Annotated in this window: 11 protein-coding genes; 7 read left to right on the top strand and 4 right to left on the bottom strand. The window is 46.3% G+C overall.

Annotated elements, in window-relative coordinates; genetic code table 11:
- Nucleotides 1–59: 59 nt before the first annotated feature.
- From acnB to hrpB, 4 genes are all read right to left on the bottom strand, one after another.
- Nucleotides 60–2,648 (bottom strand): bifunctional aconitate hydratase 2/2-methylisocitrate dehydratase, encoded by a 2,589-nt coding sequence (acnB, locus tag AB6E30_RS07750; protein WP_372103180.1) that lies wholly within the window; start codon nucleotides 2,646–2,648, stop codon nucleotides 60–62.
- Between the two features lie 272 nt (nucleotides 2,649–2,920).
- Complete coding sequence (locus tag AB6E30_RS07745; protein WP_017059426.1) at nucleotides 2,921–5,254, bottom strand: patatin-like phospholipase family protein; 2,334 nt, start codon at nucleotides 5,252–5,254, stop codon at nucleotides 2,921–2,923.
- 38 nt (nucleotides 5,255–5,292) lie between these two features.
- Complete coding sequence (gene mrcB / locus AB6E30_RS07740; protein ID WP_017063253.1) at nucleotides 5,293–7,692, bottom strand: penicillin-binding protein 1B; 2,400 nt, start codon at nucleotides 7,690–7,692, stop codon at nucleotides 5,293–5,295.
- Entirely contained in the window at nucleotides 7,689–10,187 is a 2,499-nt protein-coding gene (hrpB, locus tag AB6E30_RS07735; RefSeq protein ID WP_372103178.1) for an ATP-dependent helicase HrpB, read from the bottom strand. The genes mrcB and hrpB overlap by 4 nt, the downstream gene beginning before the upstream one ends.
- Nucleotides 10,188–10,221: 34 nt before the next feature.
- Here hrpB and sfsA point away from each other — a divergent pair, with 34 nt between their 5' ends.
- From sfsA to panC, 7 genes are all read left to right on the top strand, one after another.
- Entirely contained in the window at nucleotides 10,222–10,947 is a 726-nt protein-coding gene (gene sfsA, locus AB6E30_RS07730) for a DNA/RNA nuclease SfsA (RefSeq protein ID WP_102394608.1), read from the top strand.
- Between the two features lie 135 nt (nucleotides 10,948–11,082).
- Nucleotides 11,083–11,529: an RNA polymerase-binding protein DksA gene (gene dksA, locus AB6E30_RS07725; RefSeq protein ID WP_372103175.1), complete on the top strand. Its 447-nt coding sequence runs from the start codon at nucleotides 11,083–11,085 to the stop codon at nucleotides 11,527–11,529.
- A gap of 179 nt (nucleotides 11,530–11,708) precedes the next feature.
- On the top strand, nucleotides 11,709–12,584 hold the full coding sequence (gene gluQRS, locus AB6E30_RS07720) for a tRNA glutamyl-Q(34) synthetase GluQRS (protein WP_372103172.1): 876 nt from the start codon (nucleotides 11,709–11,711) through the stop codon (nucleotides 12,582–12,584).
- A 183-nt stretch (nucleotides 12,585–12,767) separates the two neighbouring features.
- On the top strand, nucleotides 12,768–14,123 hold the full coding sequence (gene pcnB, locus AB6E30_RS07715) for a polynucleotide adenylyltransferase PcnB (protein WP_017063249.1): 1,356 nt from the start codon (nucleotides 12,768–12,770) through the stop codon (nucleotides 14,121–14,123).
- On the top strand, nucleotides 14,120–14,605 hold the full coding sequence (folK, locus tag AB6E30_RS07710) for a 2-amino-4-hydroxy-6-hydroxymethyldihydropteridine diphosphokinase (RefSeq protein WP_004735459.1): 486 nt from the start codon (nucleotides 14,120–14,122) through the stop codon (nucleotides 14,603–14,605). Before pcnB ends, folK begins: the two co-directional genes overlap by 4 nt.
- A gap of 22 nt (nucleotides 14,606–14,627) precedes the next feature.
- Nucleotides 14,628–15,422, top strand: coding sequence for a 3-methyl-2-oxobutanoate hydroxymethyltransferase (panB, locus tag AB6E30_RS07705; protein WP_017059433.1), 795 nt, complete (start codon nucleotides 14,628–14,630; stop codon nucleotides 15,420–15,422).
- Nucleotides 15,423–15,430: 8 nt separating this feature from the next.
- A complete protein-coding gene (gene panC, locus AB6E30_RS07700; RefSeq protein WP_017059434.1) occupies nucleotides 15,431–16,321 on the top strand; it encodes a pantoate--beta-alanine ligase in 891 nt (296 codons plus the stop codon).
- The last annotated feature ends 76 nt before the right edge of the window (nucleotides 16,322–16,397 follow it).

The following is a 16,397-nucleotide window of genomic DNA, read 5'->3' as shown; positions in this document are numbered from 1 at the left end:
AAAGCAATTAAGGCCGCTATTCACAGCGGCCTTAATTATATTTACAACAAAATCAGACGTTACGCAGGCTCTTGGAAGATAACCGTGTCTGCTTTTTCCGTGTACTGACCCATTTTATGGAAGTTCAGGTAACGGTATGTATCAGCAGCCGTTGCATTAATCTTCTCAGCGTACTCTAAGTACTCTTCTTTCGTTGGGATGCGACCTAGAATCGCGCCAACAGCAGAAAGCTCAGCAGAAGCCAGATAAACGTTCGCGCCATTACCTAAGCGGTTCGGGAAGTTACGCGTTGACGTCGACATAACCGTCGAAGCATCAGCAACACGAGCTTGGTTACCCATACATAGTGAACAGCCAGGAGTTTCGATACGTACCCCAGCACGACCGAAGATGCCGTAGTAGCCTTCTTCTGTCAGTTGGTCTTTATCCATCTTCGTTGGCGGAGCAACCCATAGGCGAGTGTTTAGAGAACCATTGAACTCTTCAAGCATCTTACCAGCGGCACGGAAGTGGCCGATGTTGGTCATACAAGAACCGATGAACACTTCTTGAATCTCTGTGCCTTGAACGTCAGATAGAAGACGAGCATCATCTGGATCGTTTGGTGCACATAGGATTGGTTGATCGATATCAGCAAGGTCAATCTCGATAACGTGCGCGTATTCCGCATCTGAATCAGCAGATAGCAACTCAGGGTTCTCTAGCCACTCTTCCATTGCTGTAATACGACGCTCAATCGTACGAGCATCACCGTAACCTTCAGCGATCATCCACTTCAGCATCACGATGTTCGAGTTCAAGTACTCAGAGATAGACTCTTCAGAAAGCTTAACGGTACAACCTGCAGCAGAACGCTCAGCAGATGCATCAGAAAGCTCAAATGCTTGCTCAACAGATAAGTGCTCAACACCTTCAATTTCTAGTACACGACCAGAGAATTCGTTGATCTTACCGGCTTTCTCTACCGTTAGTAGGCCTTGCTTGATGCCGTAAAGAGGAATGGCATGTACTAGGTCACGTAGCGTGATACCCGGTTGCATTTCACCTTTAAAGCGAACCAAGATAGATTCAGGCATATCAAGAGGCATAACGCCTGTTGCTGCAGCAAATGCTACCAAGCCAGAACCCGCAGGGAATGAAATACCTAGAGGGAAACGAGTATGCGAGTCACCACCTGTACCTACAGTATCAGGAAGAAGCATACGGTTTAGCCATGAGTGGATAACGCCATCACCCGGACGAAGTGAAACACCCGCACGATTCATGATGAAATCAGGTAGCGTATGGTGAGTGTTTACATCAACAGGTTTCGGGTATGCCGATGTGTGACAGAAAGACTGCATTACAAGGTCTGCAGAGAAACCAAGACACGCCAGATCTTTAAGCTCATCACGAGTCATAGGACCGGTCGTATCTTGAGAACCCACTGTCGTCATTTTAGGTTCACAGTACTGACCAGCACGAACACCTTCAACGCCACATGCTTTACCAACCATCTTCTGAGCTAGCGTGTAGCCTTTATCAGATGCAGATGGATCGATTGGTTTAGCAAACAGATCCGTTTCAGCTAGACCTAGAGCGTCACGAGCACGACCCGTTAGACCACGACCGATGATCAGTGGAATACGGCCACCAGCACGCACTTCATCAAGAAGTACTTTGCTTAGCTCAAAGTTTGAAATCACAGAACCGTTCTTGTGAACAACACCTTCGTACGGGTAGATATCAATGATATCGCCCATGTTCATGTCTTGTACGTTCAGTTCAATGGGTAGTGCGCCTGAATCTTCCATTGTGTTGTAGAAGATTGGTGCAATTTTACCACCAAGACAAACACCGCCAGTACGCTTGTTTGGTACGAATGGGATATCTTCACCCATGAACCAAAGTACTGAGTTTGTTGCCGATTTACGTGAAGAACCTGTACCAACAACATCACCAACGTAAGCCAGTGGAATGCCATCTTTTTGCATTTCTTCAATTTGTTTGATTGGACCAACGCTACCCTGTTCATCAGGAGTAATGCCATCACGTTCCATCTTCAGCATCGCTTTCGCGTGTACTGGGATGTCAGGACGTGACCATGCATCAGGCGCTGGAGATAGGTCATCGGTGTTCGTTTCACCAGTGACTTTAAATACTTTTACTGTGATTTTTTCTGCTACTTTATCTTTCGCTGTAAACCATTCAGCATCAGCCCAAGATTGAAGTACTTGTTGTGCAGCAGCATTGCCAGCTTTCGCTTTCTCTTCTACGTCATAGAACGCATCGAACATCAGTAGAGTATGAGATAGCGCTTTAACAGCGATTGGAGCAAGCTCAGCATCGTCTAGTAGAGATACTAGAGATTCGATGTTGTAACCACCTTGCATGGTACCAAGCAGTTCTGCAGCTTTTGCTTTGCTTACTAGTGGCGAAGCTACTTCACCTTTAGTGATAGCCGTAAGGAAGCCAGCTTTTACGTAAGCAGCTTCATCTACACCCGGTGGAATGCGATTTTCTAGTAGGTCAAGAATGATTTCTTCTTCACCTTGAGGTGGATTCTTCAGAAGTTCAACTAGGCCAGCTACCTGCTCAGCATCTAGTGGTTTTGGAACAACTCCTTCGGCAGCACGTTCTTCGACGTGTTTACGGTAGGCTTCAAGCACGACTTTTTTCCTCTCATTGCGGTTCACTTCTTCCCTTCATAATTGTTAGTAAAATAAAGAAGTGAACATCCTTGGAAACTTGGCTCTCCATTGCCATTTTTGTCATTCAATTTGTATTGATGAGCGGCGTCATAGAGGCCAAACTGTGGGCGGTAGAATAGCAAATTTAACGTTAAATTAAAATCTTATCATTTTGACCAACATAGCAAGTTAAGACGAAAGTCCCACTATTTTTGCCTAATTACGCACTTAAATGGCGACTCTGCGCATGATTATTTGTAGGACGTACCTACAATCAGATACACCGAATCGAAATTATCTTCGGTTCGGCCATAAGCTAAAATGATCGGCCCGATTGGAGAATCAACACCCGCGAAAACAGAACCCGCGGTGTACATTGGCGCTTCATCAATACTCAAATCATTGTTCGACCAAACACCACCATGCTCAATGGATGCGCCCACGTAGAATGGTGATTTAAAAAGGCCGAAGTCATTTTCAAACCACTTATAACGATAAATAAGGCTGGTGTAAGCCAAGTTCTGACCAATCATACTATTCCTTGGAATACCTGACAGGTTTAAGAAGCCACCAAGCTCTTTGGGATCAATAGGGAAAATCGAATTTTTGCTCTCTACAATACCGTAATCCAGCTTTGCGACTAAAGTATGCTTCTCAATACTCTTTGCTGCCATGAAATTGGCCGAAAACTCATAAACCGTATCACTCTCAGACGTTAAATCCGATTCACCAAGAGAGCTGTCATTATCAAAATCATCATGAGAAACGAGGTACTCTAAATCGACAAAGTAACCCTTGGTCGGTAAGCTGAAATTATCCAAAGTATCCAGTCGGTAACCCATGAAGCCACCAATACGCTTGTAGCCACCACTGCCCAATGAAGGTAACGAAGAAACCTCAACATCCCCATCTGTATAACGAACACCAAATGTCAGCTCCTGCCACAAGGTTGGTTGATAGCCTAATGCCAATTCACCGACATATTCACTATACGTCATAGGGAGATAATCTTTCGTTACGTCCAGTGTCGGTTCTTCAATATCATCAATATCTGCGGGTAGGTTTCTGTTCTCTTTGCTGTAAACAACCGATGCCGAAGTAAACAGCTTTTGACTCGAAAAGAATGGCGAGTAAAGTTCCGCTTCAATTCGCTTGTCCGTTCCCATCTCGATATTGGTTCTTAGCTCTGCACCATGCTTATTAATATCAGTAAAGTTGGCTGAGACACCGAGCGAGTATTGGCTTGTAGTAGAGAAATCATCTTCAAGAAAGAATCGAAAGTTGAGGTAGTTTGGCCCCCAAGATTTTTCGTTCACATCGACCAGCAGTTGCTCCTCGCCATCTACCGTGTCAAATTCATAAGTCACCAACTCGAATCTATCTAGCGCATAGAGGTCTTGTACTTTAGATTCAATTTCACTGGTCTTCAGAATCTCACCTGAATCAAGGTTTAAACGGTTTTCGATCAGCTTATCGGAATAGTGGGTATTGTTATTGATAACAACTCGGTCAACGACGGTCTTATCGCCGTGTTTTAGCTGTCTGCGCGCTTTTTGTTTGTCCTCGATATAATGCTGATAATCGGCATTTGAGAGCGATAGCTTAGAAAGTTCATCAGTATGCTGCTTAGCAGCTTCATAGCCCGCGAGGAAAGCCGATGGCATTTTATCAAATTCTGTCGTCTCCATTTCCCCAACATCTGGGCGCAGGAAGACATCATCGTCTGTTAAAGTTTCAGCTTGCTCTTGGGTGCTGCGTTGAACAAGATAATTAGAGAGTTGGTCAGCTGCGGCTAGAAAATTCGTGAAATCATCTTTGCCTTTGTAGTTGGTACTGATATCCACCGCAATGACGATGTCTGCACCCATCGCTCTGGCTACGTCGACGGGCATGTTATTGGTGACACCACCATCAACCAGCATTCGACCATCGAGGTCATAAGGGGGAAGCGCGCCGGGAACTGACATACTCGCCATCATGGCATCAACAAGGTGGCCATGATCGATGACCACCTCTTCAAGTTCGATAATGTCAGTTGCGACTGAACGGTATGGGATAGCAAGATGGTCGAAAGAATCGAATGAGGATAGATTACCCGTGGTCTCACGCAGAATACGCAACATATTCTGGCCTTGCACCACCCCTTTCCTTGCTTTGATTTCGCCCCAACCTAAGCCGAGATCGGTGTTCAGTTGGTAGCGGTCTTCATATTCTTTGTCACGTACGCGGCGATCACTACGGTTAACGCGATCACGATAACCGCGATTCCAATCAACCGTATAAATAAAGCTCTCGATCTCGTCTGCGCTCATCCCTGTCGCATAAAGACCACCAACGTATGAGCCCATACTGGTACCGGTAATGTAATCAACCGGGATTTGCATCTCTTCTAGAGCTTTAAGCACACCAATGTGAGCTGCACCTTTTGCCCCACCACCAGCAAGAACGACAGCAACGGTTGGCCTTTTATGAGCTTGTTCAGCCTGCTGAGATTGATCAATCTGTGTCGCGGTGGATGCAAACAGCTGAAAACTGATCACAGTACCGACAACACCTAAGCCACTCACTAACCAACGAGAAATCATTATGTTAACTGTCCTTGTCATTCTTTCTTGTTACGACTTTACCACTGAAAAAGCTTCTTTAGCCACTGTTTTGGTTGACTTTCACAGCCCTTTTTAATGTTTCCACCCTCATCCCAAAGTGGCAGTTTAACTGCACCATCACAATCAAACTCTAAAGCCCCTTCAGAAGTTCGAGTAAAGTTAGCGGTGACAATTCCTGTCGGCCAAGGCAGTAATAACTGCTCGGGTGTTCTCTGTTTGAGATAATCGGCATAAACACGTAACGCACCACTCGAACCAGTAAGCTTAGTCGGCTTATTATCATCACGTCCTAGCCAGATGGTCGTCACTTCACGGCCATCTACGCCCACGAACCAACTGTCTCGGCTGTCATTACTAGTGCCAGTTTTACCAGCTAACCCTGCCCATGCAAACTGACCTTGTAGGAAACGGCCCGTGCCTTCCGACACGCCACGTTTCATTGCATAGGTTGTAAGCCAAGCGGCTTGCTGGTCAACGCTTTGTGATACACGAGGGATCGACTGATACAGAACCTCGCCATCGTTATCAACAACTGAGCGAAGCGCAGACAAAGGTGCTATACGCCCAGAATTGGTAATGGTTTGATACATCTGCGCAACTTGGAACGGAGTCAGTGAGAACGAACCCAAAAACATCGACGGCACTGGGCGAATCTCATTTTTATCGACCCCCAGTTTTCCAATCGTATCCGAGACACTATCAATGCCTAATTGCATGCCTAAACGAACAGTAGGTACGTTGTAAGACTTAGAAAGCGCCACATACAAAGGCACATCGCCACGGAACTTACGATCGAAGTTTCTCGGGCTCCACACGCTACCTTTACTGCCTTTCAAGCTCAGTGGCGTGTCTTTCAATGTTGTCGCCAACGTGTACTTCTGAGGCTGCTCTAGTGCGGTTAAGTAAATTGCAGGCTTGACCAAAGAACCAATTGGGCGACTCGCGTTCAAGGCACGGTTAAAGCCATCGTAGCCAGTACGCTTACCACCGACCATCGCCCGGATTTCACCGGTATTTCTATCCACGGCAATAGCTGCTGCTTCCAGCTTATTACCTGCGGTTTTCGATAAATCAGGCACCTTACGAGCAATCGACTTCTCTAACTTGTCTTGAGATACCGGATCCAGAGAGGTAAAGACTCGAATCCCTTTTTTCGCCTCAAATCGATCGCCGACATACTTCTTAAGCTCAATGTTTACTTGTTGGAAATAAGCGGGCTGACGGCTAGCAATGCGTGGGTTGTCTTGAATATCCAAATCACGACTCGCCGCCTCTTCGTATTGTCGCGGAGTTAAGATGTCTTGTTGCATCAATAAGCGAAGAACCAGATCGCGTCGAGTCTTAGCACGCTCAGGATAGCGAACCGGATTGTAATACGACGGTCCTTTCACCATACCCACCAGCAGTGCTAGCTGATCGATGCGCAGCTCTTGAATAGGTTGACCAAAATACAAACGAGACGCTAAACCGAAGCCATGAATCGCTTGCCCACCATTCTGTCCAAGATAAACCTCATTTAAGTAAGCCTCTAGGATACGGTCTTTGCTGTAACGATGGTCTAAGATAAGTGCAATGTAGGCTTCACGAACCTTACGCCACAATGTACGTTCACTGGACAGGAACAGGTTTTTTGCCAACTGTTGTGTCAGCGTACTACCACCTTGTACCGTTCGCCCAGCTTTGACGTTAACGACCATTGCACGAGCGATGGCCAGTGGCGACACACCATCGTGTTGATAGAAGTTTCGGTCTTCGGTTGCCAGTAAGGCATCAACCATCACTTCTGGGAACTGATTGCGTTTTAAGAACAGGCGCTGCTCATCGTTACTTTTCTCAAGCATGCCAAGCATTTTCGGTTCAACACGCAGGTAGCCCATGTCGCCTTTCTTCTCCAGCGACTGAATGCGAGTTAATTCGTTACCATTGAAGTGCAGCATCACATGACGATCCGCTTCCGGTCCATCAACAAACTCGAACGGACGACGAATCATTTCAATCTTGGTCGAAGAAGAAGAGTATTCGCCTGGGTGACGAGGCGCGTTCACCTTACGGTAATTAAGTACATCGAGCTCATTCTTAACCTGAACCAAACTCACCGGAGTTCCCGGAGACAGGTCTAGCACTCGCGCATAAACCACGGTTGGCAAATCAAACAGCTGACCTTCAAAGCGCTGTTTGACCACAGAATCAAGATAAATACCGACGAACAACAGCAATGCCGCAAGCGCTAAGCCCGCTTTCCAAGAAATGCCCCATAGGATCTTCAACCAACCTCTTTTGCCAGATTTCTTAGCCTTAGGTTTGGTCTTTTTCGCAGCCGCTCTTGGTTTTCTTGGCTTGGCTTTGGTCGCTGGTGACTTCTTTGCTGGCGCTTTTTTAGGTGGTGCCTTTTTTGGCGTTAACATTTTGGTCATCATCGATTCAACTGTCGTTTGGTTTTAGTGGTTGCTACATGGTTAGCAGGGTCATCCGGCCAAGGATGTTTTGGGTAACGGCCCTTCATCTCTTTTTGTACTTCTTTGTACGCGCCAGCCCAAAAGCCAGCTAAATCTTGAGTAATTTGTAGTGGTCGCTGTGCTGGAGAAAGGAGCTCAAGCACTACTTTTTTACGCCCTTGCGCGATCAATGGCGAGTCTTGTTCGCCAAAGACTTCCTGCATTCGCACTGAGATCACTGGTTCAGATTGATATTGATAACGAATGGCCTTCTTGCTGCCTGTTGGCATCAGATAGTGCGTTGGCAACCATTGGTCGATTTCTTGATTCAAAGGCCAACCAAGATAAGCCGACAATGCTTGCTCAATCGAAACACTAGCCAGCCCTTTTGCCGACTTAATGCCATTCAGATAGGGAGATAGCCACTCATCAAGGTGTTCAATCAAACTCGCATCGTCCATCGCTGGCCAATCATGCTCAGGCATCCAAAGTGCTGCACAGCGCACACGCTTAACCAACTGCTTAGCCGAAGCTGTCCAATTTAAGCGATCCAGCCCGCATCGAGCGACATAATTGAGCAGCGCTTGGCTCGCCTGATTCGCATCGGGATCAGGTAAAGCTTTGGTGCTGATAATCAACTTGCCCAGAGACACTCGCTGCTCGGCAACTAAACGGCCACGTTTCTCATCCCAATCGGCGTAATCGGAACGCACAAACAGTTTTGGAAATTCAGCTTCTAACTGTGCGATATCAACCGCGGTGGCTAAGAAAATCTGACTGGCTCGCCCTGTGCTGCGCATCAAATCAATCACTACGATATAGTTATTGTTCGCCAGTGGATCATCATCACGAACCTCAGCACCGTGGCCATTCGCCAAAAGGAAAGCACTGCTGGTCGCGCTTCTCACTTGTGCAATCCGGTCTGGGAAGGCAAAACAAAGCACTAATGGTAGCAATGATTCGTCAGCTTGTGACAAATCTAAGTGATGATTGAGTTTGCTCGCGAGACTTTTCGCTCGCTGCATCACAACGCTATTTTTGGAATGTTTTCTTTGCTTAAGTCGATGCAAAGAGTGTTGAATATCCGTCACATTGCGCTCCGGCTCTTCCAGCAAAGCAGCAGCAACAATCGCGACATTCAACAGAGCAGGACTACCTTGCTGCGCTTTAACCAACATGCTGGCAATACGAGGCTCTAGACCTAAACGTTGGACCTGTTTTCCTAATGCCGTAAATTGACCATTATCGTCTAACAATTCAAGAGTCTGTAAGAGTTGCTTGGCTTGCCCGATAGAAGCTTTGGGTGGAACGTCTAACCATTGCAGTTCATCAGCACTCGCAGCGCCCCATTGCGTCAATTCAGACACCAGCGAAGACAAATCAGAATGAAGAATTTCAGGTTCTGGTATAGCTGGTTGCTGCATCAGCTGCGTTTCGCTGTACAAACGAACGCACAAGCCCTCTTCAATTCGTCCCGCACGACCTGCTCGTTGTTCAGCAGAAGATTGCGAGATCTTAACTTGCTCAAGCTTAGTAATACCGGTTTTCAGATCGAACTTCGCCACACGTTCAAGCCCGGAATCAACCACCAATCGAATGCCTTCAATCGTCAAAGAAGTCTCAGCAATATTGGTCGCTAACACCACCTTTCGACGCCCTTTCTCTGATGGCGCGAGCGCTTTCTGCTGTTGAGAAAAGCTGAGTTGCCCATACAGAGGACACACATCGATATCATTGGCGAATTGTTCTAGTTGAGATTCCACCTGTTTAATCGCAGAAACGCCCGGTAAAAAGGCCAGAAGTGAGCCTAACTCTTTCTCCATCAGCGAACGAATCACGTTAGCCATTTTAGGGGCTAGATATTCATTTGCACTAAGAGGCTGATAACGGAAATCGACCGGAAAGGTGCGACCTTGTGATTCAACGTATTTGGCATCCGGTAGCAAAGTTTGTAGCGCTTGTTGATCTAAGGTTGCCGACATCACAACCACTTTTAGATCGTCACGCAGCGCGTCTTGGATCTCTAAGCTAAACGCCAATGCGGTATCTGCGTGAATGCTGCGCTCATGAAATTCATCAAAGATCACCATATCAACCCCTGTCAATTCAGGGTCGGTTTGGATCATTCTTGTCATGATCCCTTCAGTAACAATCTCTAAGCGAGTCGTACTGCTGCTTTTAGATTCACCACGAACTCTAAAGCCAATGCTCTCTCCCACCTTTTCTCCCAATTGGCTCGCTAAGTAAGTAGCAATATTCCTTGCAGCCAAACGCCTCGGTTCAAGCATGATGATTTTGCCTTGAACGGCGTTGGTCTTAACTAACTGTAAAGGGAAGAATGTTGACTTACCCGCACCGGGAGCGGCCTTTAGAATAAGTTGAGTGTGTGTTTCTACGCCAGCGAGCAGATCTGGCATCACAGCTTCTATGGGCAGTTGTGGCAATGGGAGAACCTTGTGGTGTAATGTTGGCAACATTGTACATAAAAACCTACCTGTCTAAATAAGTAATATGCACTTCAATCCGCCATTAGAGCCTGCGACTCTTATTAAACGCTATAAACGTTTCCTCACTGACATCCAACTTCCTGACGGTAGCGAGCGTACTATTCACTGCGCTAACACTGGAGCGATGACAGGATGTGCGACTCCTGGCAATACGGTGTGGTACTCAACCTCCGATAATGCAAAGAGAAAGTACCCAAACAGCTGGGAGATCTCAGAAACAGACAAAGGTCATCGTATTTGTGTAAATACTGCGCGGGCAAACCAGCTAGCAGTGGAAGCAATTGAAAATGGGACTATAGTTGAACTCTTAGGTTATAACGCGTTACGAACCGAAGTGAAATATGGCAGTGAGAATAGTCGCATTGATATTCTGCTTGAAGATAACGAAAAGCCGCCTTGCTATATCGAAGTGAAAAGCGTCACTTTGCTCGACGAGCTAGAAACGTCAACTAAAGGGCAAGGTTTTTTCCCTGATGCGGTCACAACCAGAGGCCAAAAACATCTGCGTGAACTCACAGAAATGGTCGAATCTGGAAATAGAGCCGTACTTTTATTCACTGTTTTACATTCAGGTATTGAAAAAGTGTCTGCGGCACACCATATAGACGCCAAATATTCGTTATTACTAAAACAAGCACAAGACGCTGGAGTTCAAGTGCTTTGCTATAAAGCAGAGCTCAGCAGTACTCAAATACAACTAAAACAAGCTGTTGAATTTATCAATAGCTAGGCAAAGATGCTGAACTAATCACATTGATTGCAAGTTTGAATAAGAGTATTTGCCACCATTCGTTCTTTCTGCTATAGATACCCGCCTTAAAATTAGCTGCTTTGCAGTTGACTAGGTGTAAATAGGAGATGCTGTATGCCAGAATCTAAGAAAAAAGCGCTAGGCATCCTAGCCATCGCAGGTGTTGAACCGTACCAAGAGAAGCCAGGTGAAGAGTACATGTCACCTGAGCAAACGGAACATTTTACAAAAATTTTATCAGCTTGGCGCAACCAGCTCAGGGAAGAAGTTGATCGTACTGTGCACCACATGCAGGACGAAGCAGCGAATTTCCCAGACCCAGTTGACCGTGCTTCTCAAGAAGAAGAATTCAGCCTAGAGTTACGTAACCGTGACCGTGAGCGTCGTCTTATCAAAAAAATTGAGAAGACATTAGACAAGATCGAAGAAGACGATTTCGGCTTCTGTGATTCTTGCGGTATCGAGATTGGCATTCGTCGCCTTGAAGCTCGTCCAACTGCTGATCTTTGTATTGACTGTAAAACACTTGCAGAGATCAAAGAAAAACAGATGCAAGGTTAATTCTTGCAGATGTAAAGAAAGGGAGCCTTGGCTCCCTTTTTTGTTTGTTATCCAAGCGAAGTATTTCACACGCTTGATAGTAAATAGCAGCTTTAAGCCTTAGTTCTAGGCATTAAAGCTCTTGTCAAACGTCTTAAGAATCGGCTACTGCGGTACCATTTAGATTAGGTTGTTCACTCATGAATTATATCGGGCGCTTTGCACCATCACCGTCAGGTCCTCTTCATTTTGGCTCACTTGTTGCTGCTCTTGGTAGCTACTTTCAAGCGAAATCTAACCAAGGAAAATGGTTAGTTCGTATGGAAGACCTCGACCCACCAAGAGAAATGGCCGGCGCTGCAGACCTCATTCTTAAGACGCTTGAGGCTTACCATCTATTTTGGGATGGTGAAGTCGTCTATCAAAGCCAACGTCATGACTTGTATCAAGCTCAAATCGATCAATGGGTTGCTGACAATCAAGCCTACTACTGCCAATGCACCCGCAAGCAGATAAAGGCTTTGGGCGGCTTTTACAATGGTCACTGTCGAGATGTAGGCCTAATCGATTCAGGTGAACAGGCGGTGCGCTTGTGCATGGACTTTCCAGTGGAGTCCTTTGATGATGTTCGCCACGGCACCATTCAAACCCCTAAAGCACTAGCTGAAGAAGATTTTATTATTAAACGCAGAGATGGATTGTTTGCCTATAACTTGGCCGTTGTTCTTGATGACATCGACCAAGGAGTAACAGAAGTCGTAAGAGGCGCAGACCTGATAGAACCAACAGGTCGACAAATCAGTTTGTATAAGACGCTCAAGCAAAAAACAGTGAGCTACTTGCACTTACCATTGGCAACCGATGGCTTGGGGAATAAACTGTCAAAACAGAACCATGCCACCGCGATAGATCTAGACAACCCAAAACCAACGTTACTCAACGCGATGCGATTCTTAGGTTTTGATATCCCGACGGCCCTTTATGAGGCTTCAATGGATGAGATTTTATTGTGGGGCTGCCAACAATGGAACGTCAGTCAGTTACCTGATAGTTTACAAAAAGAGCACTGTAATTAGCTCGAAACTCACGGCAAATAGCAAAAACGACACATAAAAATGCCATAACCAACCACTGTGGTTAAGCAGACGATGTTCTCAAATGGCTCGCGCTAAGCTATTATTAGCCGCAATTAAACTCTGCACTACCACTTTGGACTAAGAGAAAAACAAAGTTGGCGATACCTACTTTGTTCTAAACTAATGAATACAAACGACAATACCCCAAGCGAACAACGCGGATTCCACGAATTAGCTCTGAATATTTATACTCGTCAAGAGCACAATATTTCACGCAAGCAGATCAGCGACAACGCACTAAAAGTGCTATATCGCCTGAATGGTGCGGGTTTTGACGCATTTCTAGTCGGTGGTGGTGTGCGCGATATCTTATTAGGCTCTCAGCCAAAAGATTTTGATATTGCGACCAACGCAACGCCAGAGCAAATCAAACACCTCTTCAGAAACTGTCGTCTTATCGGTCGCCGTTTCCGCTTGGCACATATCATGTTTGGTCGCGACATCATTGAAGTGGCAACTTTCCGTGGTCACCACCAAGAACCATCGAAGAACGTTTCTGCACAATCGAAAGAAGGCATGCTACTTCGCGATAACGTGTACGGCAGTGTTGATGAAGATGCAGAGCGTCGTGATTTCACAATCAACGCGATGTACTACAACATTGCAGACTACAGCATCCACGATTACGCGGGTGGTGTAGAAGATTTAGAAGATAAACTGATCCGCCTGATTGGCGATCCAGAAACGCGTTACCGCGAAGACCCAGTACGTATGCTACGTGCAATGCGCTTCGCCGCTAAACTGGATTTCGACATCGAAGAAGACACGGCTGACCCGATTGAAGAGTTAGCTCACCTTCTAAGAGATATCCCAGCAGCGCGCCTTTACGAAGAGTCTCTGAAATTACTGCAATCAGGTCACGGTTTAGAAACCTACCACTTGATGCGCGAGTACAATCTATTCCAACAGATGTTCCCAACGGTAGCGGAGCACTTCACCGAAGATTACGACTCACACACAGAGCAGATGCTTGATTTGGTTCTCGATTCAACCGACCTTCGCATCGAAGATGGTAAGCGAGTAAACCCAGCATTCATGTTCGCAGCGATGCTTTGGTACCCAATGAACAAGCTGGCAGACAAACTTGTCGCTGAACAGGGTATGGCACACTACGATGCGATCATGGAAGCGAGTAACATCATTCTAGATCAGCAAGTAAAGTCTATTGCGATTCCTCGTCGTCACACAGCAACCATTCGCGAAGTTTGGCAACTGCAACTTCGACTGCCTCGTCGCAACGGTAAACGCGCTGTTCGTCTAATGGAATTAAACAAATTCCGTGCAGGCTACGATTTCCTAGAAATGCGTGGTGAGATTGAAGGTGGCGAAACCAAAGAGTTAGCAAAATGGTGGGAGCGTTATCAGACTGCGGGTCGCAACATGCGTCAAGCAATGGCTAACGACGTTGCAGCACCATCAAAGTCAGGCCATCGTCGCCGTAAGACTTACCGAAACAAAAAGAGTAAGCAATCCGAATGATAACTGCTTACATTGCGGTCGGCAGCAACCTTGCCGACCCAGTTAGCCAAGCAAATTTGGCTATCGAAACGCTAAAAAGCCTACCGCGATCAACGTTTATTGCGACCTCTCAGCTATATAGTAGCACCCCAATGGGACCGCAAAATCAACCAGACTACATCAACGCGGTAGTCGCTATCCAAACCGAATTAACGCCAATTGAACTGCTTGATTGCACTCAAAAGATCGAACTAGAGCAAGGGCGCGTCCGTAAAGACGAACGTTGGGGACCAAGAACCTTGGATCTCGACATTGTGCTATACGGCAATGAGGTGATCGATTCAGAGCGCTTAATCGTTCCTCATTATGGAATGAAAGAACGAGAGTTTGTACTCTACCCGCTTGCTGAAATCGCACCAAGTTTACAACTCCCTGATGGGACTGAGCTGACAGAACTACTGAAAATAGTAGATAAGAACGGGCTCAATGTTTGGCAACAATAGCCAAGCGCATTAAGGAAAACCAATGAAAAAAGTAACCATTAACGACCTGATCAAATGCAAACGTGAAGGCCGTAAATTCGCGACTTCGACAGCTTATGATGCGAGCTTTGCTCAATTATTCGAAAGCCAAGAAATGCCAGTTCTGCTTGTCGGTGATTCACTGGGTATGGTTTTACAAGGCCATAACGATACATTACCAGTAACTGTTGAAGACATTGCTTACCATACTCGCTCAGTGCGTGCTGGTAGCCCGAACTGTCTTCTTATGGCTGACATGCCTTTCATGAGCTACGCAACGCCAGAACAAGCTTGTGAGAGCGCAGCTACCTTGATGCGTGCTGGCGCGAACATGGTAAAAATCGAAGGCGGAAGCTGGTTGGTTGATACTGTGAAAATGCTAACAGAACGCGCAGTACCAGTATGTGCGCACTTAGGCTTAACGCCTCAATCTGTGAACATCTTTGGTGGTTACAAGATTCAAGGTCGTGACGACGAGCAAGCCGACAAAATGGTTGCTGACGCGTTAGCACTGCAAAACGCAGGCGCTCAAATCGTTCTACTTGAATGTGTGCCAGCTTCATTGGCAAAACGAATTACAGAAGCTTGTGACGTACCGGTTATCGGTATCGGCGCAGGTAATGTTACCGATGGTCAGATCTTGGTTATGCATGACATGTTCGGTATTTCTGCGAACTACATGCCGAAGTTCTCTAAGAACTTCCTAGCAGAAACAGGTGATATGCGTAAGGCAGTAGCTCTATACAAAGAAGAAGTAGAGAGCGCGCGCTTCCCTGATGAAGCTCATACAATCGCTTAGGAGTAAGTATGCAAACTTTTGCTGAAATAGCAGCTCTTCGTGAGCAGATTAAACAGTTTAAGCGTGATGGACGTACGGTTGCTTTTGTACCGACAATGGGAAACCTGCATGAAGGCCACCTGACTCTGGTAAAGAAAGCTCGTGAACTGGCCGACATCGTTGTGGTAAGCATCTTTGTAAACCCAATGCAGTTTGACCGTGCAGACGACCTAAACAACTACCCTCGAACGTTAGAAGCAGATTTAAGCAAACTAACAGGTGAAGGGGTTGAGCTAGTATTTACACCAACGCCAGAGGTGATGTACCCAGATGGATTAGACAAGCAGACGTTTGTTGAGGTCCCTGGCATATCTCACATGCTTGAAGGTGCCTCTCGTCCAGGTCACTTCCGTGGTGTATCAACCATTGTCACTAAACTGTTTAATATCGTTCAGCCAGACTTTGCATGCTTCGGCGAGAAAGACTTTCAGCAACTTGCTGTTATTCGCCAGATGACCACTGATTTAGCATTAGACATTGAAGTTGTCGGCGTTGCGACCGTTCGTGAAATGGATGGTTTGGCAATGAGCTCTCGCAATAGCAACCTAACGATTGACGAGCGCCAACGAGCGCCCGTTTTAGCGCGTACTATGCGCTGGATCAGCAGCGCTATTCGTGGTGGTCGCGATGATTACGCATCAGTGATTGAAGATGCTACTGACCAGCTACGCGCTGCAGATCTTCAACCTGACGAAATCTTCATTTGTGATGCTAAAACTCTGCAAGCGATCACTTCAGAATCAACTCAAGCAGTAATTCTAATGTCGGCTTTCCTAGGTAAGACGCGTCTTATCGATAACCAAGTTCTCGATTTGGTAACGGAAACCAAAGAAGAAGTGAAAGAAGAAACGACTGAATAGTCGGCTTCTGCTCTTAACGCAAATCGAGTAGGAGGAGGCCTCACGGCCTCCGTCCTCTCACACCACCGTACAAGCG

The sequence above is a fragment of the Vibrio sp. 10N.247.311.12 genome, assembly GCF_041467515.1.
GTDB lineage: Bacteria > Pseudomonadota > Gammaproteobacteria > Enterobacterales > Vibrionaceae > Vibrio > Vibrio crassostreae_C.
The sequence above is the reverse complement of the archived record's forward strand: the minus strand, read 5'-3'. Positions and strand labels throughout refer to the sequence as shown.

Bases quoted from the DNA above. Each gene is read 5' to 3' on its own strand.
- AB6E30_RS07745 (WP_017059426.1), bottom strand. From the start codon at position 5,254: ATGATTTCTCGTTGGTTAGTGAGTGGCTTAGGTGTTGTCGGTACTGTG.
- mrcB (WP_017063253.1), bottom strand. From the start codon at position 7,692: ATGATGACCAAAATGTTAACGCCAAAAAAGGCACCACCTAAAAAAGCG.
- hrpB (WP_372103178.1), bottom strand. From the start codon at position 10,187: ATGTTGCCAACATTACACCACAAGGTTCTCCCATTGCCACAACTGCCC.
- sfsA (WP_102394608.1), top strand. From the start codon at position 10,222: ATGCACTTCAATCCGCCATTAGAGCCTGCGACTCTTATTAAACGCTAT.
- dksA (WP_372103175.1), top strand. From the start codon at position 11,083: ATGCCAGAATCTAAGAAAAAAGCGCTAGGCATCCTAGCCATCGCAGGT.
- gluQRS (WP_372103172.1), top strand. From the start codon at position 11,709: ATGAATTATATCGGGCGCTTTGCACCATCACCGTCAGGTCCTCTTCAT.
- pcnB (WP_017063249.1), top strand. From the start codon at position 12,768: ATGAATACAAACGACAATACCCCAAGCGAACAACGCGGATTCCACGAA.
- folK (WP_004735459.1), top strand. From the start codon at position 14,120: ATGATAACTGCTTACATTGCGGTCGGCAGCAACCTTGCCGACCCAGTT.
- panB (WP_017059433.1), top strand. From the start codon at position 14,628: ATGAAAAAAGTAACCATTAACGACCTGATCAAATGCAAACGTGAAGGC.
- panC (WP_017059434.1), top strand. From the start codon at position 15,431: ATGCAAACTTTTGCTGAAATAGCAGCTCTTCGTGAGCAGATTAAACAG.